General features: G+C 72.3%; 14 protein-coding genes. 3 read left to right on the top strand and 11 right to left on the bottom strand.

Annotation, left to right across the window (positions count from 1 at the left end):
- Window positions 1-264 precede the first annotated feature (264 nt).
- Window positions 265-1,686: an L-fucose/L-arabinose isomerase family protein gene (locus NQO67_RS12850; protein WP_255950043.1), complete on the bottom strand. Its 1,422-nt coding sequence runs from the start codon at window positions 1,684-1,686 to the stop codon at window positions 265-267.
- A gap of 100 nt (window positions 1,687-1,786) precedes the next feature.
- Window positions 1,787-3,130 (bottom strand): MFS transporter, encoded by a 1,344-nt coding sequence (locus tag NQO67_RS12845; protein ID WP_255950001.1) that lies wholly within the window; start codon window positions 3,128-3,130, stop codon window positions 1,787-1,789.
- Between the two features lie 313 nt (window positions 3,131-3,443).
- Here NQO67_RS12845 and NQO67_RS12840 point away from each other — a divergent pair, with 313 nt between their 5' ends.
- On the top strand, window positions 3,444-7,724 hold the full coding sequence (locus NQO67_RS12840; RefSeq protein ID WP_255950000.1) for a glycosyl hydrolase: 4,281 nt from the start codon (window positions 3,444-3,446) through the stop codon (window positions 7,722-7,724).
- Here NQO67_RS12840 and NQO67_RS12835 read toward each other — a convergent pair whose 3' ends face one another.
- Window positions 7,725-8,759 carry a LacI family DNA-binding transcriptional regulator gene (locus tag NQO67_RS12835; protein ID WP_255950042.1) on the bottom strand — a complete coding sequence of 345 codons (1,035 nt, stop codon included), beginning with the start codon at window positions 8,757-8,759 and terminating at the stop codon, window positions 7,725-7,727.
- A gap of 325 nt (window positions 8,760-9,084) precedes the next feature.
- On the opposite strand from NQO67_RS12835, the gene NQO67_RS12830 reads away from it, so the two are divergent.
- On the top strand, window positions 9,085-9,933 hold the full coding sequence (locus NQO67_RS12830; RefSeq protein WP_255949999.1) for a GlcG/HbpS family heme-binding protein: 849 nt from the start codon (window positions 9,085-9,087) through the stop codon (window positions 9,931-9,933).
- A gap of 18 nt (window positions 9,934-9,951) precedes the next feature.
- Here the strand turns inward: NQO67_RS12830 and NQO67_RS12825 are convergent, their stop codons facing one another.
- Complete coding sequence (locus NQO67_RS12825; protein ID WP_255949998.1) at window positions 9,952-11,430, bottom strand: MFS transporter; 1,479 nt, start codon at window positions 11,428-11,430, stop codon at window positions 9,952-9,954.
- On the bottom strand, window positions 11,424-11,855 hold the full coding sequence (locus NQO67_RS12820) for a cupin domain-containing protein (protein ID WP_255949997.1): 432 nt from the start codon (window positions 11,853-11,855) through the stop codon (window positions 11,424-11,426). The genes NQO67_RS12825 and NQO67_RS12820 overlap by 7 nt, the downstream gene beginning before the upstream one ends.
- A gap of 98 nt (window positions 11,856-11,953) precedes the next feature.
- Here NQO67_RS12820 and NQO67_RS12815 point away from each other — a divergent pair, with 98 nt between their 5' ends.
- The gene (locus tag NQO67_RS12815; RefSeq protein WP_255949996.1) at window positions 11,954-12,646 is read left to right on the top strand and encodes a TetR/AcrR family transcriptional regulator; all 693 of its coding nucleotides are present in this window, start codon (window positions 11,954-11,956) and stop codon (window positions 12,644-12,646) included.
- A 47-nt stretch (window positions 12,647-12,693) separates the two neighbouring features.
- On the opposite strand, the gene NQO67_RS12810 is transcribed toward NQO67_RS12815, so the two are convergent.
- The 6 genes from NQO67_RS12810 to NQO67_RS12785 all read right to left on the bottom strand — a co-directional run bounded on the left by NQO67_RS12810 (window position 12,694) and on the right by NQO67_RS12785 (window position 21,816).
- Complete coding sequence (locus NQO67_RS12810; RefSeq protein WP_255949995.1) at window positions 12,694-13,674, bottom strand: DMT family transporter; 981 nt, start codon at window positions 13,672-13,674, stop codon at window positions 12,694-12,696.
- Between the two features lie 143 nt (window positions 13,675-13,817).
- The gene (locus tag NQO67_RS12805; RefSeq protein WP_255949994.1) at window positions 13,818-16,568 is read right to left on the bottom strand and encodes a bifunctional YncE family protein/alkaline phosphatase family protein; all 2,751 of its coding nucleotides are present in this window, start codon (window positions 16,566-16,568) and stop codon (window positions 13,818-13,820) included.
- Between the two features lie 3 nt (window positions 16,569-16,571).
- Window positions 16,572-17,987 carry an ABC transporter permease gene (locus NQO67_RS12800; protein WP_255949993.1) on the bottom strand — a complete coding sequence of 472 codons (1,416 nt, stop codon included), beginning with the start codon at window positions 17,985-17,987 and terminating at the stop codon, window positions 16,572-16,574.
- Window positions 17,984-18,925: an ABC transporter ATP-binding protein gene (locus NQO67_RS12795; protein ID WP_255949992.1), complete on the bottom strand. Its 942-nt coding sequence runs from the start codon at window positions 18,923-18,925 to the stop codon at window positions 17,984-17,986. The genes NQO67_RS12800 and NQO67_RS12795 overlap by 4 nt, the downstream gene beginning before the upstream one ends.
- Before the next feature lie 342 nt (window positions 18,926-19,267).
- A complete protein-coding gene (locus NQO67_RS12790; RefSeq protein WP_255949991.1) occupies window positions 19,268-20,299 on the bottom strand; it encodes a DMT family transporter in 1,032 nt (343 codons plus the stop codon).
- A 44-nt stretch (window positions 20,300-20,343) separates the two neighbouring features.
- Window positions 20,344-21,816 (bottom strand): pyridoxal phosphate-dependent decarboxylase family protein, encoded by a 1,473-nt coding sequence (locus NQO67_RS12785; protein WP_255949990.1) that lies wholly within the window; start codon window positions 21,814-21,816, stop codon window positions 20,344-20,346.
- Window positions 21,817-21,822: the final 6 nt, after the last annotated feature.

The following is a 21,822-nucleotide window of genomic DNA, read 5'->3' as shown; positions in this document are numbered from 1 at the left end:
TCCGAAGCGCCGCCGCGGGCACAGTCGCCCAATCGGGTGTTGAGCACGGTGAGTTGTTCGGACGCCACCGTGGGTCGATGTTCTCTCGACCGTTCACGTTTGAATCTTCGACGCCGTCCGGGCACTTCGTCAGGCCGGACGAGATTGCCGCGCTGCCCACGCACCACACGCAGCGGCTACCGATCAGCCACTTCCTGGAGCACCGCTCGACTCCCTGCCTGGGGTGGCCGAAAGTGGTGGCGACTACGGCCTGAGCCACCCGCCTCACACCTGCCGGTGCTCCACCCCCAGCAGACTCGCCGCCGCCGCGAAGTCCGCCCCGTTGTGCCCCACCGTCAGTGCCCAGTGGTGTCCCACGCCCGTGGCGCTCCAGGCGTCGACCCACTCGCCGGGGTCGCGGCCGAAGTCGACGCGGCTGCTGGTGTTGCCGATCTGGAGCAGCGGCCCGTCGACCACGGTGCCCTCGGAGGTGATGAAGGTCAGGCTGCCGTCGGCGTCCTGGCCGACCCCGAGCAGGGTGACCGGGCCGTGCTGGACGTCGAACTCGACGCTCACGCCCCAGCCGCGCTTGCCGTGGTAGACGCCGAGGCCGCGCAGCAGCGGGTCACGTGCGCTGACCGCGAGGTGGGCGGGTCCGTCGTGGCCCATCTCCACGACGCCGGCCTCGAAGTCGAGGGCCTGGATCTCGGTGAACGAGCCCCCGGAGCCGATGCTCTGCGCCGCCAGCTGGGCGACCGTGGTGCGCAGCTCGTACTCCCCGGTCGCGGGGATGCCGCGCGCGGTCAGCAGCGACGCGCCCAGGATCATGCCGGCGCCGAGCCGCTCGTGCTGCTCGCCGTCCAGCCCCCGGTGGTAGTAGGCGAGGGTGTCCAGCGCGAAGTCCTCGGCGAGCCGTTCCAGCGCGACGGACACGGTGGCGCCCCAGGCGAAGTCCTCGGCCACGACGGTGTCGTCGAGGGTGAAGACCTGCCGGGCGAGATCCATGCGCGCGCTCGTCTCGGCCTCGGTGACCTGCTCCACCCGCACCCGCAGGTCGTCGAACTCCAGCACCTCCACGTGCGAGCCGAACGTCGTCGGCAGCAGCGTGAGGTCCGTGGACACGTCCAGCATCCCCGGGTACACATGGCCCATCAGGCCGTGCCGGGCGTGCCGTAGCGCCGCCCGGATGTGGGCGGCGCGAATCCACTGCCCGATGCGCTGCCACGCGGACTCCTGGCGCAGCCAGCCCGACACCGAACGGAACGGGATGCCGGCCCGGCGGAAGACGTTGCCGACCTCCGGCACGGGACACTGCGCGCAGTAGGCGAGCCAGGCGCCGGTGTCGAACGTGGCGTGGTCCATCTTCTCCGTCGGCTGGAGGTCGATGACCAGCACGGGGGTGTGCGAGCGCTGGGCGATCGGCAGCACCATCGACGACGTCAGGTACGTGGTCAGGAACAGCACGATCAGGTCGCAGTCGGCCCGGCGCAGCTGCTCGGCCGCGACGGCTCCCTCGGCCGCGTCGGAGACGAACCCGGCGTCGATCACCTCGGCGTCCATCTCCTGGAAACGTTCGGAGACGTAGGCCGCCGACTCCTTCAACTGGGGGAGGAGGTCGGGGAACTGCGGCCAGTAGGTGCCCAGGCCGCCCGCGACCAGGCCGATGCGGGTGCGGCGGCGTTGGAACGGGGGCAGCAGCTCGTGCAGGGCACGGGTGCGTGCATCGGAGGCGGTCGCGGGTAGGGACTCGGCTGCGGTCACGTCGACGTTCCTCACTGCGGTACGGGGATGGGGTCGGGGACGCGGTTCACGCTTCCGCCGGCTGCGTGCTGAGCGTGGTGGACGCGACCGCCGTGGTGCGCGGCACCAGGACCCGGATGATGTAGACGCCCGCGAAGCCGGCCACCGCCATGAGGGCCGTGACCGTCCACAGCAGCAGCGCCGAGCTGTACTCGAGCAGGGCCGGGGTGAAGAACGCGGCCACGGCGAACACCGCGCGCGACAGCGCGTACGTCAGCCCCTGCGTGGTCGCACGGGTCTGCGCGGGCAGCGCCAGCTGCGACCACACCTTGTAACTCGCCTCGCCGGCGAACGGGTTGGAGAGCTGGTAGAGGAGGAAGAAGGCGAGCATTCCGGACAGCGCCGTGCCGCCGCTGACGCTCGCCGTGACGAACGCGAGGACCTGCACGGCCGCCGCCGCGTAGAACAACCGGTCGCGCCACGCCCCGTCGGCGAGACGGACGTAGCCGAGGGTCAGCACCAGTCCGATGGGCACCGACGCCAGGCCGATGCCGGTGGCCAGGCTCTGCGACGCGCCGCTGACCGTGACCAGCAGATACGTGCTGAACTGGCCGAAAGTGTTGGCGCCCAGACCCCAGGCGACGTAGAACGCGAAGGTCGCGAGCATCGGCGTCATCACCGAGCGGTCCAGGAGCGTCCGCCAGGACGTGCCACCGGGCGCCTCGACCGTCTTCTCTTCGACGATGGCGGCGACGGCGTCGGCCGCGGGGTCCTCCGGTGGATCCGCTTCGGACGCGAGCTTCAGACGGGCCCGCAGCGCCCAGGTGACGAGCGCGGCGACCGCGAGATGGCCGGTGATGAGCCGTGCGCCGGTCATCCCCAGGGTGGACAGCGCGAAGCCGAGCGCGGTGATCACGGCGATGCCGGCCACCCACATCACCTGCGTGAACGCGACGAGCCGCCCGCGTGCCCAGGCGGGCGCCGCGTCGGAGACCACGGCGAGCGACGTCGGCAGGTCGGCTCCGGCGGCCAGGCCCGCGATGACGACGCCGGCCAGCAGGACGACGTCGTTCGGGGCGACCGTGATCAGCAGGGCGCCGAACGCGTAGCAGAGGATGTCCCAGTTGTAGACGCGGCGCCGGCCGAACACGTCCCCGAGCCGGCCGCCGACGAGCGAGCCGACGGCGATGCAGAACGTGACGATCGCGCTGATCGCACCGGCCATCCAGACGCTCATGTCGTAGCTGTCGCGCCAGAGCGCCAGGTTGACGGAGATGCCCACGATGAGCGCCGCGTCGAGGTAGGAGGCCATGCCCGACAGGGCCGCGGCCTTCCAGTAGATCGCGGGGATGGGGCGCCTGTCGGGCGGCGGCGAGGGGACGGCCGCGGGGACGGTCGGTGTGCGGGCCATGGGCGACTCCGTCGAGGAGGTGGGCGGCTCTGAGGTCTTCTCTGAGGTCTTCGCGAAGGGCACCGGACAGGCGGACGGCTCGATGCAGCCCGATGCCGCTCGAGGCACAGGAGCCGCCGCCGATCGCAGTGACTGTAGGGAATGAAAAACGTTTCAACAAGCCCTCTGGCGTGAGTTTGTGGGAGATGCGGGGTGTTGACCGGCGGGGAGCAGGAGGTGCGTGCCGGATCCGTTCCGGGGCTGGAGGGGAATCCGCAGATGGCCTACGGTGAGCCCGTCTAAAAAACGTTTTACGGTCCAGAGGGGGTCGCACGTGCTCTCACCGGAACTCCAGCATCTCTTCGATCAGCCGCCCCGCGACTTCAGCCCCACCCCGCTGTGGTGGTGGTCGGGGGCGAAGGTCACCCGTGACCGCCTGGAGTGGCAGATGCGCAGGTTCCAGGAGGGCGGGGTGCACAACCTCGTGGTGATCAACCTGGCCCCGGCGGGTCCGAGTTTCGGCGCGCCGGCCGACGATCCGGCCTGGTTCAGCGAGGAGTGGTGGGCGCGTTTCACCGACGCCTGCGAGATCGCCGCCGACCTCGGCATGCGCCTGTGGTGCTACGACCAGATCGGCTTCTCCGGCGCCAACGTCCAAGGCGCCGTCACCCACCGCCACCCCGAAGCCATGGGCAGGTCCCTGCGGGCGCGCCGCACGGTCGTGTCCGACGGCACCGTCGCGCTGAACGACACCGAGGACCTGGTGGGCGCCTACGCCGTGGACGGCTCCCGGCTGCCGAGCACCGGGAAGGGCGCCGTCACCGCCCCGGACGGCACCGAGATCCTCCTGGTCACCGCGGTGCCGACGGCCTTCGACTACCTCGAAGCGCGCGCCGTCGACCTGCTCCTGGACCGGATCCACCGCGAGTACGACCGCCGGGTGCCGCAGTACCTCGGGAACGTCATCGCGGGCAGCTTCCAGGACGAGCTGCCCGGCACCAACTCCTGGACCGGCGCCTTCCCGCAGGAGTTCCTCCGGCGCCGCGGCTACGACCTCCTCGACCACCTGCCCGCCCTGTTCGCCGCCGGGCAGGACCTGGTGGCGGACGCCGCGCATGCCGCCGGGGTGCGCGCCGACTACTACGCGGTGCGTGCCGCGCTCACCGAGGAGGCCCTGTTCAGGCCGCTCGCCGCCTGGCACGACGAGCGGGGGATGCTGCTCGGCGCCGACCAGAGCAATCCGGCCCGCGCCGGCTACCCCGCGCAGTCCACCCAGATCTACACGGACTACTTCCGCACCCACCGGTGGTACAGCGCGGCCGGCAGCGACCACGAGGGCGACGCCAAGGTGCACTCCTCGATGGCGCACCTCTACGGCCACGACCGGGTGTGGATCGAGGCGTTCCACTCCTCGGGCTGGGGCGGCACCCTGGAGGACACCTACGACTGGCTGCTGCCCTTCCTGCGCAGCGGCGCCAACCTGTACAACCCGCACGCGAGCTACTTCGGCACCGCGGGCGGCTGGTTCGAGTGGGCGCCGCCGTCCACCGACTGGCGCCAGCCGTACTGGCGGCAGTACCCGGCCTTCGCGCGTGCCGTCGCCCGGATCGGCTCCCTCATGACCTGGGGCGGTTACAGCGCCGACGTCGCCGTGCTGCACCCGACCGCCACCATGCAGTCCGCCATCCCCCTGGACGTGCCCGTGCGGCACTTCGGCGACGGCACGTTGGGCGCGGGGTACGAGGAGGTCGACCGGACCCAGCGTGACTACCTCGACCTGTGCGGCACGAACAACTGGTTCCACACCCGGCTCGGGGCCCTGGACCGGGCGTGCGTCGCCTTCGACGTCATCGACGACGACTCCGTGCAGCGCGCCGAGCCGCGTGACGGCGCCCTGCGGCTCGGGGACCGGGACCTCGCCTACCGCGTCGTGCTGCTGCCGTCCGCGCGGGTGCTGGAGGAGGGCACGGCGCGACGTCTGGCGCAGCTGCTCGACGCGGGCGGCCGGGTCGTGGTCGTGGGGCGGCACCCTGCCGCGGCTGCGGGGGTCGCCGGGGACGACGAGGCGGTCGCCCGGCTCCTCGCCCACCCGCGTCTCGAACGCGCCGCGGACCCCGGGGCCGCCGCCGCAGCCCTCGCCGACGCCGTGGGCCACGCCACCGCGGACGTGCCGCTGCTCGTGCGCCGCACGGGGGTGCACGCGGTCGCCCTGGTCACGGGTGCCTTCCCTAACGCGAGCGGCCATCCGTTGCGCAAGGAGGCGAACTGGCTGTGGGACGACTACGACTTCGACCCTGCACGCTACGCCCGCACCACCGAGGTGACGGTACGGGCGGAGGTCGCCGAGGCCGAGGTCTGGAACCCGGCCACGGGTGAGCGGCGTCCCGTGCCCGTCGCCTTCGCCGGGGGTGCGTCGACCCTCACGGTGCCGCTGGGCGGTGCGCCCGCCGCCCTCGTCGTGTGGCGGGAAGGCGCCGCGGACGCCACGGCGACCAGGGACGCCACGGTGGCCACGGACGTCACGGCGACCACGGACGCCGCCGGCGCCGCGGGCGTCGTGGTCGATCTCTCCGACGGCTGGCACGGACGCCTGGCGCCCACCCTGGACAACACGTGGGGCGATCTCGCGCTGCCCGCGGCGGCGCCCGTCGACGACCTCCAGATCTGGCACATGGAGTGGACGGAGACGGGGACGGAGACCGAGAGCGGGAGCGGGACCGACGGCCCTGAGCACGAGGCGGACTGGGAACGGGCGAAGGTGACGTACGGCAACCTCGTGCGCGTTTTGTCGCCGGCCCCGGCCGACCGGGCCCCCGAGCCGCTCGACCCCGCGGCCGTCGCCGAGGTCCTCGCGGGCGCGCGTCCGTTGGTGCCCCGGGACGAGGGCTGGACCGGATCCGCCCACTCCGCCAGCCGCGGCGTCCTCGACCCCGGCCACGGGGCGCTGGGCAACAAGGGGCTCGTCGCCGAGGAGTTCGTGCGCGTGCCCGTACCGCCCGAGGGCAGCGTCGCCCGGGTCCGGACCATCGTCGACACCGACCACCGCGGCGCCGCCGACCTCGTGGTGGGGGCAGCAGCCACCAAACGCGTGTGGTGGAACGGGTGCGAAGTCCGCCCCGGGAGCAGCCCCCAGACAGGGGCGCGGGGAACTGCGCAGACAGGGGCGCGGGGAACTGCGCAAACGAGCGCGCCCCGCGCGCGAGACCACGCCACGCCAGGGGCACCGCCTGCGCCGGCACGGCCGTACGGCTACCTGGCCCGCGCCCGCGTGCGGGTGGATCAGGCCCGCAACGTCCTGGAGTACGAGCTGGCGGACTCCCGGATGGTGCGGGGCATCGCCGCGGTCGACGCCGAGGCGCTCCTGGGCAGCTCCTTCTGCCTGACGGCACCCGGCGGATGGCCGGACCGGCCGGAGTTCATGCGGTTGCCCGACGGCATCGTCCCGCAGGGCCAGGTGACCTACCGGGCCCGGATCGCCGTCGACGACACGGCGCAGGCGGTGCTCGTCGTGGGCGCGGCGACCGGTGTCACCGTGCGCGTCGACGACGCGGTCGTTGCCCGGCAGGAGAAGGTGCAGTACTACGAGGCGGACTGGGGCGCCGTCCCGATGTACTTCCGCCACCGGCTGGAACTCGCCCCGGGCGAGCACACGGTGGAGCTGACCGCGGACAGCACGCACCCGCGTGACGCCGTCTTCGCCGACCTGGTGGCACGCACCCCCGCCGGGGCCACGGCGCTGGTCAGCGGGGCCGGTTGGGAGGTGCACAGCGGCGACTGGCGCGGGCACACCGTCGAGCACGACGGACGCTGGAGCGAGCTGCACCACTGCCATGCGGCCGTACGCCCGCACCCGCTGCCGGACACCGCCTGGCTGAACGGCGCGCCGGACCTGGGCGCCCCGGCCCTCCCGCTGCGCACCACCGACCGGGTGGCCGCCCGCACCCAGCACTTCCGCTTCACCGTCCCGGCCGGCACCGTCTCGCTCACGCTCCCCCTGGAACGGGGCGGCACGGTACGCGTTGGCGGGGCGGCGCCGGAGCCCGTCGGCGGGCTGCGCGACGTCGCCGGGGGCTCCGGGGGCTCCGGGGGCGACCTTGCCGAGGGTGACGTGCCCGACGTGTCCGATGGCCATGTGCTCGACCTGGCCGAGCCGTTGCAGGAGCCCACCGAGGTGCTGGTCACCACCGCGCCCACCGCCGTGCTGCGCGGTGGCTCGGCCTGGGCGGGACCGGTGCGGGTGCGCACCCGCCGGGCGCCGATGCCGCTGGGCGACTGGCGTGGCCTCGGGCTGGCCGGCTGGAGCGGCGCCGTGGTCTACTCCCGCGCCCTGACCGTCCCGGAGGGCCCGGACCCCGTGCTCGACCTGGGGCGGGTACGCGGCAGCGTCGAAGTGAGCGTCGACGGCCGGCCGGTGGGCGAGGCGTTCTGCGCGCCGTACCGCTTCGCCCTGCACGGCGCCGCGGGCCGCACCGTGCACCTGGAGGTCACCGTGCACGGCACCCTGGCCCCGTTCCTGCACGAGACCACGCCGACCGCCTGGACCTTCCCCTCGCAGCTCTCGTCCGGGCTGACGGGGCCGGTCACCCTGGAGACGGCGCCGGGTCCTGCGGCGTGACTACCCGACCGTTCGTGCAGGGTCAGGGGAGGGCCCGCGCGAGGACTCCCGCACCACCAGCCGCGGCGCGAACACCCGGGTCTCGTGCGCGTGTTCCGCCTGCGCCTCGATCTCGTCGAGCAGCACCTCGACGGCGGCCCGGCCCAGCTCCTCGACCGGTTGGCGGACCGTCGTCAGCGGGGTCCCGGCGAAGCTCGCCACGTCCAGGTCCCCGTACCCGACCACCTGTACGTCGTCGGGCACCCGCAGCCCCGGGTCGCGTTCGGAAAGCCCGCGGCACAGGCCGGCCGCAAGGAAGTCGTTGGTGCAGAACACCCCGTCGGGCAGCTCGGTCAGGCCCCGGGCGATCTCCCGCCCGCGTGCCACCGTCATGTCCGGGGCCACCACCTGCGCCAGGTCGACCTCGCGCCGTCCGCGCCCCGCCTGCCGCGCCCCCTGGTACCGGTCGGCGCACTGCCGTATCGCCGGCGCCCCGTTGACCACGAGGATGCGGCGCGCGCCGCAGTCCAGCAGGTGCTGCACGGCAAGGCGCCCGCCGGCGACGTCGTCGACCGAGATGGAGCACCCCTCCTGCATCGGCATCGCCCGGTCGGCGAGCACCAGGGGGATGCCGCGCTCGCGCAGCCGGGCGAGCCGCTGCGGTTCGGCGCTCAGCGGCACCACCACCACGCCCACGGCGCGCTGCTCCACGAGCATCGTCAGGTAGCCCTGCTCCCGTGCGGGATCGTCGCCGCTGTGGCACAGCACCAACGAGTAGCCGTGCTCGTAGGCGGCGTCGGCGGCGCCGCGCGCGATGCGTGAGTAGAAGCTGTTCGCCACGTCGGGGAGGACCAGGCCGATCGCCGATGTCCGCCCCTTGCGCAGCCCCGCCGCCCCGGGGTGCGGGACGTAGTCGAGCCTGGCGACCGCACGGCGCACGCGGTCCGCGGTGTCGGCGCTGACGCGTTCGGGCCGGTTCAGCACGTTGGACACCGTGGACACCGAAACACCGGCGGCTGCCGCGACGTCCTGGATCCGGGCGGGACGATGTGCGATGACGCTCCATCCCCCTCGAAGTGCGGCGCCCGCACGGCGGGGCGTGGGCGCGGTGTGCACGTGCGGACGCAGTCTAGCGCGCCGGCTGTAAAACGTTTCGCCCCAGGTGGTGGGCCTGCCGTTACGGCGTTGGAGTGCACTCCTTCCGGTGCCTGGCCGGATGCGCGGGTATATGCGCGGGATTGCGAGCCTCGAGACCTACGGTGTGCCTGTTCTCGTGGACGGTCACGCGGACGGTCGCAGGTGGGCGGTCACAACGGTCACAGGCGGACGGCCGTGCGCGCCGGGGCGCGGGGGATTCGATCACGTACAGAGGAGTCATGCAGTGAAAGCGAGAATCCGGATCTCGGTGGCCGTGGCCCTCTTCTCGTCCCTGCCCCTGACCGTTTTCATGGGTTCGTCCGTCGCCCACGGCTCGGCGCCCAGCACGGATTCGGGCAGCGCGAATGCGGTCACCGCGCCGGCGGACTGCGCGGACGTCCCCGATCACGCACAACTGCGCCGCGTCGTCGCCAAGGTCGTCAGGGAGGGCGGGAACGGCGGGCTCGGCAACGACATGTGGGCGGTCTCGGTCAACCGGGACGGCATCGTGTGCGCGGTGGCGTTCTCCGGGCCCGACCGGGGTGCGCAGTGGCCGGGCAGCCGGTTGATCGCGGCGCAGAAGGCGTACACGGCGAACGCCTTCAGCCTTCCGCCGGGATCACGCGGAGTCCTCCCCGGCCTGGCGCTGTCCACCGCGAACCTCTACAGCCCGGTCCAGCCCGGGGGCAGCCTGTTCGGGTTGCAGACCAGCAACCCCGTCGATCCGGCGGTCGGTTACGCGGGCGACCCGGCACGGTACGGCCAGGGCGACGACCCGATGGTCGGCAGGAAGCTCGGTGGCGTCAACGTCTTCGGCGGCGGCCTGGCGCTCTACACCCGCAACCGGCTCGTCGGCGGGATCGGCGTCAGCGGCGACACCTCCTGCACGGACCACGTCGTGGCCTGGAAGATGCGGGACGCCCTCGGGCTGGACAACGTGCCCACGGGGGTGCGGCCACGGCCCGACGGGGACAACATCATCTTCGACATCCACAACGGAGTCAGCGCGAGCGGCTACGGCCACCCGGAATGCGCCCCGTCCGCCACCGCCGTGGCCGAGCAACTGCCGTACACCCACCCGCTGGGTCGATGACGCGGCCCGTCGCGGTCGTCACTCCCGGGCCGGGAGCAGATCGTCGGTGGTGGCCCGCCGGACCGGTGCGGGCGGGCCGGTCCGCAGGACGGCGAGGGCGAGCAGGGCTGCGGTGACGAGGAGCGCCGCGCTGAGGGCCAGGCCGAGTGCGTATCCGTCGTTGAGGGCCTGGGGCGTGACGGAGCTGCCGGTGCGGTGCTGGGCGGCGGTGCCCAGGGCGGCGAGGCCCAGCGAGGCGCCGATCTGGCGTGCGCTGTTGAGCAGGCCCGACGCGGTGCCGGTCTCCTGCGCCGCGACGCCGACGGTGGCGGTGGAGACGACCGGTCCGAGGCAGAGCCCGAAGCCGACGCTGGCGACGATCGAGGGCCCCAGGACGTCGGCGGCGAACGTGCCGTCCGGGCTGATCAGGCCGAACCAGGCGAACCCGGTCGCGGTCAGGAGGCCACCCGCGACCAGGAGGGTGCGCGGCGCGAGGCGGTAGCCGAGCCGGACGGCGAGCACGGACCCTGCGATCACCCCGAGGGCGAACGGCAGGAACTCCAGGCCGGTCAGGGCCGGACCGATGCCGAGCACCCGTTGCAAGTAGAGCGACATGAAGTAGAAGGCCGCGGCCATGGCGGCGCCGACCAGGAGGTTGAAGGCGTTGGCGCCGGCGACCGAGCGGTTGGCGAACAGGCCGAGTCGGACCAACGGCTCCCGTGCGGTGGTCCGCTCCACGTGCACGAACGCGACCAGCAGCGCCGCGGCGACCGCCAGGGTCGTCAGCGTGACCGGCGAGGCCCACGCGTACCGGTCGGTGCGCACGACGCCGAACACCAGCAGGGTCATGCCCGCCGTGGCCAGCACGGCACCGAGCACGTCCGGACGGCCGGTGCGCACCGGGGGCGGTGCGGCGGTGACGCCGCGCCAGACCAGGGCCAGCGCGCACGCGGCCATCGGCACGTTCACGAACATCACCCAGCGCCAGCCGGCGTACTCCGTGAGGACGCCGCCTGTCAGGACACCGAAGGCGCCCCCCGCGGCGTTCGCCGCGCTCCACACCCCGAAGGCCCGGATGCGGGCGCGGCCCGTCGGGAACGTCGCGGTGAGCAGCGCCAGCGCGGCCGGCGCCAGCGTGGCGGCACCGATGCCCTGTGCGGCGCGGGCGGCCACGAGGTGACCGGGTTCCCGGGCGAGGCCGCCGAGGAGCGAGGCGAGGCCGAACAGGCCGAGCCCGAGCAGCAGGACCCGCTTGCGCCCGTACCGGTCGGCCGCCTTGCCGCCCAGCAGGAGCAGCCCGCCGAAAGCGAGGGCGTAGGCATGGATCACCCAGGTCAGGCCGGCCGCGCTGAAGCCGAGGCCGGCGGCGATCTGGGGGAGGCCGACGTTCACCACGGAGAGGTCGAGCGACACCATGAACTGCACCACGGCCACCGCGGCGAGGGTGAGCCCGGGGCGTTGTCGTGCGGACGGATCGGCGGCCGATGCGGCAGCCGCTGAGTCCCCGGTTCTCACCATTGCCCGGTCTCCACCACGGTTCGGCCCTCGACGGTGTGCACGTCCGGTGCGACCCGCTCGTGGCGGGTGCCGGTGCGGGGGGTGATGGACAGCAGGTCGCCGGGCTCGACGACCGCCAGCCGGTGCCAGTGCCCGGCGGGGACGACGCAGGTCCGGCCGGCGGTCAGGGTGACGGGAGGTGCGCCGTGGTCGCGCAGGTGCACCGTGAACGCGCCGGACAGCGCGCAGAGCACCTCGTCCCCGGTGGGATGGCGCTCCCAGACGTCGGAGTGCAGCGCTGCGTCGCTGTCGGCACGGTGCATGGCCACGGTCCACAGGCCGACTTCGACGGTGGCGGGGCGCGCGCTCACGGTCGCGCTGCCGTTGACCCGGAGCTGGACCAGGGTTTCGAAGGCGTCGAGTGGTCGAATTAAGTTTTGGAACATGTTCCGAAAGTAGCACCGGAGCATCCGGGTGTCGAGCGGCTGAGGTCGCGCCCGCACCGACGTCCTGGCGACGGGTGGCGAGGCCGCATGATGGAGCGGTGCCCCGACCCAAGTCACCGCACGGCCGCACCGGCCGACCACCCCTGACCTCCCGCGCCGAGATCCTGGCGGGCGCCCGCCGGATCATCGAGCGAGACGGCTGGGAGAAGCTGACCGTCCGTCGACTCGCCGCCGAGCTGGGCATCGGGGCGACGACGCTGTACCACCATGTGCGGGACAAGGAGGACCTGCTGATCCAACTGCTCAACGAGCACGCCGATCAGACCCTGCGACCCGACCTGCCCGGGTCACCGCGTGACCGCATCGTCGCGGCGACCCTCGCGATCCACGACTCCCTGGCCGCCTGGCCGTGGGCCGCCGAGATCCTCACGGCCGACGGTTTCCTCGGCCGGCTCGGCACCTCGGCCCTGGGGATGGTGGAAGCCATCGTCGCCGCGGCCATCGACCACGGATGCACGCTCGTGCAGGCCGTCGACGTCTTCCGCAGCCTCTGGTACTACACGGCCGGCGAGATCCTCGTGCGGGCGCACTCCGCCCGCCGCCGCGCCGAGGACCGGCAACCCGCCGGGACCGAGGCGATGTTCGGCAACCTCGACGGGGCCCGGATGCCACGCCTCGCCGCCATCGGCGACCAATGGCCCGCGCTGGCCCTGCGGGACACGTATCCCCGTGCGCTCGAGGCCTTCGTCGACGGGCTGCTCGCCCAGGCCACCACGACGGCACCCGGCTAGCGCACTTGGACCAGGACGGGAGACGGGGGCGGCCCGCGCCGGCCCCGTCAGCCGGTGCGCCGCCGTGTCCGGGGCTTGCGGGTGGCGGCGAAGTAGGCGCTGAGCAGGATCAGCAGGCAGCCGGCCAGTTGCAGCCCGGTGGGCCGTTCGCCGAGCACGACGGCGCCCAGCGCCACCGCGCCCACCGGTGTGAGCAGCAGCAGGACGGCGCCGACGTGGCTGGCCAGCCGGGGTGAGAAGGACGCGACGAGCAGCCACCCCACCACCTGGCTGGTCACCGCCACCACCAGCAGCCATCCGAGGATCCGCCAACCCGGGGTGAAGTCCATCCCGTAGCCGAGCAGGCCCGCGAGCAGCGACACCACGGCGGCGGACGCGATCACCAGGACGTACGACTGGCGCACGTGCCCCCCGTGACCGCCGCGCCGCAGCAGGAACAGGAACACCGAGTAGCACACGGCCGCCAGCACCGCGTGCACCGTGCCCCACAGCGGATCGCCGCCGAAGGCGCCGCCCTCGACGACCCCGCCCGTGAGCACGACGCCGACGAGGATCACCGGCACCCAGAGCAGGAAGGCACGCGGCAGCGGCTCGCGGTCGATCGTCCAGGCCAGCAGGGGCACCAGCACCACCTGCACGTTCACGAGCACGGTGGAGAGCCCGGCGCCGACCTCCGGGATCGCCTGCGTCCACAGCAGCATGTCCCCGGCGAACATGGCGCCGGCCAGCACCGCGAGCCCGTACTGCCGGCGCGGCGGCAGGCCCTCGCGGCGCTGCTCCGGCACCGCCAGCAGCGCGAGGGGCGGCAGGGCCAGAAGGCAGCGGTAGAACGAGGCCGTTCCGGGGTCGGCACCGGACAGCCCCAGCAGTACCGCGGAGGCCGACACGCACAGGGCGCCGGCCGCCACTCCCCAGGCCGGGTGGTGCGACGGCTGCGGCGTCGAGCGAGCCGCCGACCGCTGCTCCGGCAGGCTCGTGCGGTTGTCGATGGTTGCGGGGCCGGTCCGGTGGCCCGTCGACCGCGTCATGAGGGCGCCTCCTCGCGGGACTCCCCACCCGGTACCCGTACGGGAGCGGGGGATTCATCCCGGCTGTGATGACGCGGGGCCCCTGGCCGGCGGCGTCGCCGGCCAGGGGCCCGTGTGTGCTGGTCAGTCCAGGTCAGCCAACGTCAGCCGTCGTTCTCCGACGACGGGATGTAGGCGCCGGGCACGTCCTGCGGTGCGTAGATCTTGTCCTCGCCCGGGTACGGCTTCTTCCACTCGTGCGTCTGGTACCACGTGAAGTGGTTCATCTGCGCGGGCGGCGCGTAGTCGGGCACGGCGTTGGGCCCGGTCAGCCGCTGCTTCGACTTCCACTTGTCCCACTGCGCCGCGAGCGCCCGCTTGTCGGCGGGCACCTTGGCGGACGGCACGGGTGCCGCGGTGGGGTCCTGCGCCGCCGGGGTGTCCAGGCCGCAGGACGGCGGGGTCGCCAGGCCGTCGGTCAGCGCGGTCCGGTTGGGCAGCGCCGTGAACGGGGCGAAGTTCGGCTTGTGGGTGAACGCCCCGCTCATCGGGGTGGCCGCACTGTCCTTCTGGTTCATCGGGTGGATCCCGAGGATCTGCTCGATGGTGCGGATCACCGTGATCTGGGAGTAGTAGCGGCTGTCGACGGTGCCGTGCTGCGCCCAGGGGCTGATGATCTGGATCGGGGCACGGTGGCCGTCGACGTGGTCGAGACCGGCCTGGGAGTCGTCCTCCACGACGAAGATCGCGGAGTCCTTCCAGTACCTGCTGTGCGAGATCGTGTCGACGATCCTGCCGACCGCCAGGTCGTTGTCCGCGACCTGGGCGGGCGCGGTCGCCGGACCGCCGGTGTGGTCGCTGGAGAGCCAGAACATGTTCAGGTTCGCCGGACCGTTCTTCTCGAAGTCCTGCTTCCAGAGCTCCTCCCGGTAGATGTCCGGGACGCTGGTGTCGAACTTCGGGTAGCCGTGCACCGAGACGTCGTTCAGCGACGGGATCGGCGACGACGAGTTCAGCGGGTAGGCGGTGCCCTGGCCCGTCGACTGCATGGTCCTGGTGTCGCAGTACAGGTTCTGCCAGCTGGCGTCCGACGGCTTGGTCAGGAACTGCTGGAACTCGCCGAAGTCCCGTACGGACCTGCCGGCCGCCTGCGCACCGGACCAGATGAAGCCGGTCCGCTGGTGGCCGAGCGCGTCGTCCTCGGTGTCGTAGCTGCGCTTGTACTCGCCGGCCGAGGACTCGGTGTACTCCGGGTCGTCCGCCTGCATCAGCCAGTTGTGGCCCTCGGCGGAGTTGGTGCCGATGTCGTAGGTGTTGTCGTACAGCCCGAACTGCCGGGTCAGGGCGTGCTGGTTCGGCGTGACGTTCTCGCCGAACTCCGCGAGCGCCGGGTCGCCGTTGCCCTGCGGGATGTCACCGTAGAGCTGGTCGTAGGTCCGGTTCTCCTTGACGAGCAGGAAGACGTGCTTGATCGTCGAGGGCTCGCCGAGCCGCTTCGGGACCGGAACCGCCCTGGCCTTGCTGCCCTCGGCCACCTCGACGGAGCCGGACCAGCCGTTCTGCCGGAAGACCTTGGACGTCTGCTTCCTGATCACGCTGTCGTCCGGCAGCGTGAACCGCTCCACGCTCGACGTCGTGTCGTGCGTGCCGTGCCCGGCCTTGGTGGTGGGACGGCGGGCGTCGATGCCACGGGTGTTGGAGACCACGATCTGGTCGCCCACGGCTGAGATCTCGGAGGGGAAGTAGTCCGTCGGGAGCAGGCCGACGTAGGAGACCGGCTCCAGCGCGCTCCTGTACCGGTAGACGGCGACCGCGTTGGCGCGGCCCAGCGTCACCAGCAGATGGCCGTCGTCGGTGAGCGTCACCGCGTCGGGCTCGTAGCCGACCGAGGCCTCGGGCCACGGCTGGGTGGCGATGGTCTGGACGACCTTGTCCTTGGCCGTGTCGATCACCGACACGTCGTTGGTGGCGGTGTTGGTGACGAACAGCGTGCCCCGGTGCGCGTACAGGGCGGTCGGGTGCAGTCCGACGTCGATGCTGCCGACGGCCGCGTCCGGGTGCGCCAGGTCGATGACGCTGACCGTGCCGGTGGTGGTGGCCCCGGTCTTCGGGTTGGCCGGGACCTGGGTGTTGTACGAGTTGATGGTGGTCTCGCCGGGCTTCGCCGGGCGCCCGCCCTCGTTGCTGACGTAGAGCTTGTCGCCGACCTTCGTGATGCCACGCGGCGCGTTGCCGACGGTCCAGCTCCGCTGGACGGTCCCGGTCGCCGCGTCGATGGCGACCACCCGGTTCTGGCCGTTGACCGCGGAGTACACGGTCGAGCCGTCGGGCGAGAACACCGCCCCGGCCACCAGCGCGTGCTTGGCGCCGTCCGCGGGGATCTTGACGGCCACCGGGTTGCTCACGCTGCCGTCCGCGTTGACGGTGAGCCTGGTGTAGCCGTCGGTCTGGCCCAGCCACAGCTGGGAGCCGTCGGGGGAGTAGGCGGGGCCTTCCTGGCCCACGTCGTTGCCGGCGAGCTTCGGAACCGACGTCGCCGCGTTGCCGACCAGCTGCTGCACCGACCAGTTCTTCAGGTCGACGATGGCCAGGGCGGCGCCGCCGTCGGTGACGGAGGCCGCGAGGTGGGTGCCGTCCGGGCTGACCGCGGACGACATGATCTTGCCGTTGTCGACGACGAGCCGGTCACCGTACGGATCGATGTACTGGTCACTGGAGATGACCTGGCCGTCCCTGGTGACCTGGCCGACCTGGTCGTGGCGGAACTGGTCGGTCTGCGCGAAGGCGGTGCCGGCGGCTATCACGGCACCGGCCGTGATGCCTGCTGTCACCAGGGGGACCCGGCGACGGGTGGGTCTGGTGAGAAAGCCGAAGAGGCCTCTCTCGACACGCCTGCGTCGACGCACTACCTGCATGGACTATCCCTTCGGGGTAGGGAGCAGCGCGACATTGCCGTCGAACTGCCACAGGGGGTTCGGAGCGTCACCGTCCGGGGTCCGCACCAGGAAGTAGCCGTTCACTTCCTTCGGTCCGTCGCCGTCGGCCGTGTAACGCCCGTCAGGGGTGACGTCGAGCTGGTAGATGGCCGTCCCCGCGGCCTCGACGCCAGGCAGGTGCCAGGTCACGACACACCGCCAGTCATTGCCCGGACCCTCGGCAGCGACCCGCACGCTGCCCTTGGTGCACGCCGCCGTCGCCTTCAGCTGCGCCTCGGTCACGGCAGGCCGGTTGAGCTGGTCGGTCTGGATCCGGTACAGGTGGGCGAACGCCGTGGCGACGGAGCGTTCGACCTTGTGCTGTTCGATCCCGGACCCCGTCGACGACGCGGCACCGGTCGCCGGGCCGACGATCCCGGCCGTCAGGGCGATCAGGGCGCCGAGCGGCAGGAGACCGGCGGTGACCGCGCGGCGCGCTGAGCCGTCGTCGTTCAGGTTGGTGAAGTCACGCCGCAGGAACAGCAGATACGCCAGGGCGGTCGTGACCGTCGCCCACACCAGGCTGACCACGATGCCGATCAGCAGCGGGCCGAGCTGGGCAGGCCCGGTGAACAGGCCGTTCCAGGAGATGAAGGCGTAGCCGGGCAGGGCGAGGCGCACGGCGACGGGCAGCGGCATCAGCTGGGCGAGCTGCATCGCGAGCGCGACCAGCGCGGGCAGCAGCAGCCCCATCGGGGAGCGCCCCAGCGTGACGGAGCCGAGCAGTCCGATGCCGGCGAGTGCCAGGGTCGGGGCGAGCGCGCAGAGCCAGGCGAGCAGGACCTTCACGCCCGCGTCCCCGGGCGAGAGCAGATGGCCGTCGAGCCCGACGAGCGGCCGGTTGCCGACCGCCAGGAGCCCGCCGACCGCGCTGGAACAGGCGAGCCCGGCCACCAGCAGCAGGATGACCGTGAGGCTGGCCAGGGTCTTCGCCACGAAGATCCGGCCGGGCGAGCGGACCGCCACGAGCAGATGGCGCCAGGTGCCGAGCCGGTCCTCGGAGGCGAACACGTCACCGGCGACCAGCGAGGTCAGCAGCGGTAGCGCCCAGGTGCCGGCGAACCCCAGCATCACCAGCGGGCCGGCCCACGCCGTGGCGTGCATCCAGCGGCCGAAGAGGGTGTCGACGGGGAGCGTCGCCTGCTGGCCGACGCCGGCGACAAAGAGTGCAGGAACGATCCAGCAGGCGAGCGTCACCAGCCGGATGCGCCACTGCGAGACCAGCTTGACCAGCTCGAAGCGGTAGCCCCGTGACACCGGGACACGACGGGCGCCGGCCCCGCTGCCGCCGTCGCTGCCGCCGTCGGCGACGGCCGGGCGGTCGTCGGTTGGGCGGTCGTCGGCGAGGGTCGTGGTCATCGGCCGGCCTCCTGGGGTTCGGTGAGGGTGAGGAACGCGGCCTCGAGCGGCGACACCACGGGCGCGAACTCGCGCACCGCGATGTCCGCGTGCACCAGCCCCGCCACCAGGGCGTCGAGCGCGGGCACCTGCGCCCGCACCACCAGCGCCTCGGCTCCCTGCCGTGCCACGGCGTCCTCGACGAGCCGGATCCCGGGGACGTCCGCGGCCACCTTGCGGGCGGCCTCCGGGTCGGAGGTGCGCAGCCGGTAGTCCAGTGCACGGTTCTCGGCGGCCAGCTCGTCCAGCGGTCCCGAGAACACCGCCCGGCCGGCGGCGATGATGGTGACCTCCGAGCACAGCGCCTCGACGTCGTCCATGCGGTGGCTGGAGAGCACCACGCTGGTGCCCTGCGCAGCGAGCCGGGCGAGGACACCGTGGACGTGTTTCTTGCCGGCCGGGTCGAGACCGTTGGAGGGTTCGTCGAGCACCAGCAGCCTCGGCCTGGTGAGCAGGGCGGCGGCAAGCCCGAGCCGCTGACGCATGCCGAGCGAGAAGCCACGGGCCCGGTCGTCGGCGACATCGGTGAGCCCGACCTCGTCGAGCACCTCGTCGACCCCGGCCATCCGTGCGTCGCGGCCGTACAGGGCGGTGAGTGCGGCCAGGTTCTGGCGGGCGGTGAGCGAGGGGTAGAGGCCGGGCCCGTCCACGAAGCCCGCGACCCCGTCGGGAGCGGCGAGCGCCCGCCCCACCGGCGAACCCAGGATCTCCAGGCTGCCGCCGTCGGCGACCGCCAGGCCCAGCAGGAGTCCGAGCAGGGTCGTCTTACCGGCGCCGTTCGGCCCGACGAGGCCGTGGACCTGCCCCTGCGGCACCTCCAGGTCGATGCCGTCGAGCGCCACGACGTCGCCGAAACACTTGGTGATCCCGCGCGCCCGGATGGCGAGGACTGTGTTCATGGGCCCCTTCTCTCGCAACCTTCAAGGACTTTAGGGACGCATGACAGCGCAGGCAGGGACGCCTGCTTGAACGTTCACGGAACGGGAGGTGACGGATGTTCGTCGCGCTGATAGCCGTCTCCGCTGCGGCGGGCGGCTGCTCGTCAGTGGGGTGGAAAGTGCTGACTTCAGATCACAACTGCTGTCACACAAACCAGTTAAGCGGAATCTCGGCGTCTATGCCATAGCCCCTGCACCGCATGCGATCCGGGGCGACGGAGGGGCTGGCCGGCGCCCGACGGGGCGCGTCGCCGCGGGGGACGTCTCCCGCCACGGCAGGCGTCCATGACCCGTGCCGGCGCGTCAGCTTCCGGACGCTTCCGGCAGCCGTGCGCGGTCGAAGATGTGGACGCTGAGGAAGACGCCGCCGATGACCAGGACGCCGCCCCAGAACTCCGCCGCCGTGGGCATGCGCCGGAGCCACAGCAGGTTGAAGAACGCCCCGAACACCGCTTCCATCCCGATGATCGGTGCCATCACCGTCGACGGCAGGCGTCCGGACGCGATGTTCCAGAACCAGGTGGCGCACCACGACCCGAGCAGCGCCAGCGCCACGCACCAGGCCACGAACGGCCACAGGGCATGGCCGGAGGCGAACGGTGACCTGCCGCCCGCGGACTGCGCCAGCGGCAGCAGCACCAGCGAGCTGCCGAAGGCCCCGAGCCCGATGCACGCGGTCCAGGTGCTGTTGTGGAGGGCGGAGCCCACCTGCTTCATGGTGATCCGGTTGGCGATGACGAAGTAGGACCACGCGAGACATGCGGCGAACCCGAGCGCCGCACCGGTGAGGCGGGTGCGTCCGCTGGTGTCCGACCCGAAGGCGTGGCCGCCGCCGTTGACCAGGAAGAGGCCGACCGAGATCACGACGATGGGGATCAGGCAGAGGCGCCACCGGAACACCTTCTCGATGGCGTTGGACGCGAGCGCGACCATGACGGGGATGAGCCCGGTCATGGTCGACGCCAGGACCCCGCCGCCGACGGACGCGGACATCGACAGCAGCAGGTAGAAGCCGACGTAGCCGACCACGCCCAGGTGCAGCGCCTTGGCGACGTTGCGGGCGCCGAGCGCGCGCAGCCGGTCCGGGCGGCCGGCGAGTACGGCCGCTGACATCAGCCCGAAGACCGTGTACCTGCCCAGGACCAGGTAGTAGATGTTCACGGGGGCGACGGCGACCGGGCCCAGGAACGTGAAGCCCCACAGGGACGTCGCCACCAGCGCCGCCGCCACCCCCACCAGGGCCGGAGTGGCGCGTCGCAGTCTGTCCGCCGGAGCCGCCGGGGCGTCCGGACGGGTGGTGGGATCCGTGGCGGTCTGCCGGCCCGGCTGCTCCATGTGCTCCCCCAGTCCTCGGTCTGCCTCTCCTGGTGCGCGGGGCGTCACGTCGACGACGCGAGCAGTTCGTCCCCGATCGCGTGCACCTGCTCGACCAGGAAGTCGAAGTCGGCCCTGGTCGACCTGTGGTTGTTGTTGGCGACGCGCAGGACGAACCTGCCGTCGATCACCGTATGGGACGGCATGGCCAGGCCCGTCACTTGCAGCCGTGACAGGATGGCCTGGTTCACCCGGTTGAGAGCGTCCGGTGTGGCGTCCGGCCAGACGTAGCGGAAGCACACGATGTTGAGGGCGCTGCGGGAGACGACCTCGAGCCGGTCGGAACCGTCGGCCAGCTTCGTCAGATAGCCGATCTGGTCGATGTTCCCGGCGATGGTCTCTGCGAACGTGTCGATGCCGTGGGCCTTGAGGGCGAACCACACCTTGAGCGCGCGGAACGGCCGGGACTGCTCGATACCGCGGTCGGAGAAGGCGACCGGGTACGAGGCGGGGCCCTGCGCCGTGCTGCTGATGTAGTCGGCGCTGGAACTGAAGGCGTTCTCCAGCGCGCCGGGCGCCCGCACCAGCAGGCAGCTGGCGTCGAACGGCATGTACAGCCACTTGTGCAGGTCGAAGACGAGCGAGTCGGCCTCGGCCATGCCGGCCAGCAGGGTCCGGCCGTCCGGCAGCAGCTGCGCGAACGCACCGAACGCGCCGTCGACGTGGAACCACAGGTCTTCTTCGCGTGCGACGGCCAGCAGGTCCTCCAGCGGATCGACGGCACCGGTGTTGACGGTGCCGGCGTTCCCCACCAGGCACAACGGCCTGAGGCCGGCGGCACGGTCCTGCCGGACGGCGGTCCGCAGCGCGTCGACGTCGATCCTGAAGTCCGCGTCGACGGGGATCTGCCGGAAGTGGTCGCTGCCGATGCCCAGCAGCTCGACCGCCTTCTCCATCGAGTGGTGGGTCTCGCTGGAGCCGTAGACGGTGTACTGGTGGCCGGCGCCGAGGGCGCCCCGGGCGCGGATGTCCGCCGTCGCGCTCCCGGCCTCGCGTGCGGTGGCGAGCGCGACGATGTGTCCCATCGACGCGCCGCTGGTCAGCAGGCCCGAGCCGGTGGCAGGCCAGCGCATGGCCTGCTTCAGCCAGTCGAGCACCTGCTGCTCGACCATCATGGCCGCGTTCCCACCCGAGCCCAGGGTGCAGTTGATGACGGAGGCGAGGAGGTCGGCATAGGCAGCGGCGGGTACCCCCGAACCGTTCACCCAACCCCAGAACCGCGGATGGATGTTGCCCCGTGGGTAGGGCAGGACCGTCGCACGGAACTCCTCGTACACCTCCTCCAGCGGGGTGCCGGTCAGCGGCAGACCGGTACCGAGCGAGGCGCGTACGGAGTCGGGGACCGGTTGCCACACCGGCCGGTCACGGATGCCGGACAGATAGTCGGCCATGTCGTCGATGATGCGCTTGCCCAGGGTCCTGAACTCCTCCCAGTCCGCGGGATCGAGGGAACCGGCTCCGGTGTGCGAGTCCACCATGGTGGG

Origin of the sequence: Streptomyces odontomachi (genome assembly GCF_024435355.1) — a bacterium.
GTDB classification, from domain to species: domain Bacteria; phylum Actinomycetota; class Actinomycetes; order Streptomycetales; family Streptomycetaceae; genus Streptomyces; species Streptomyces odontomachi.
The sequence above is the reverse complement of the archived record's forward strand: the minus strand, read 5'-3'. Positions and strand labels throughout refer to the sequence as shown.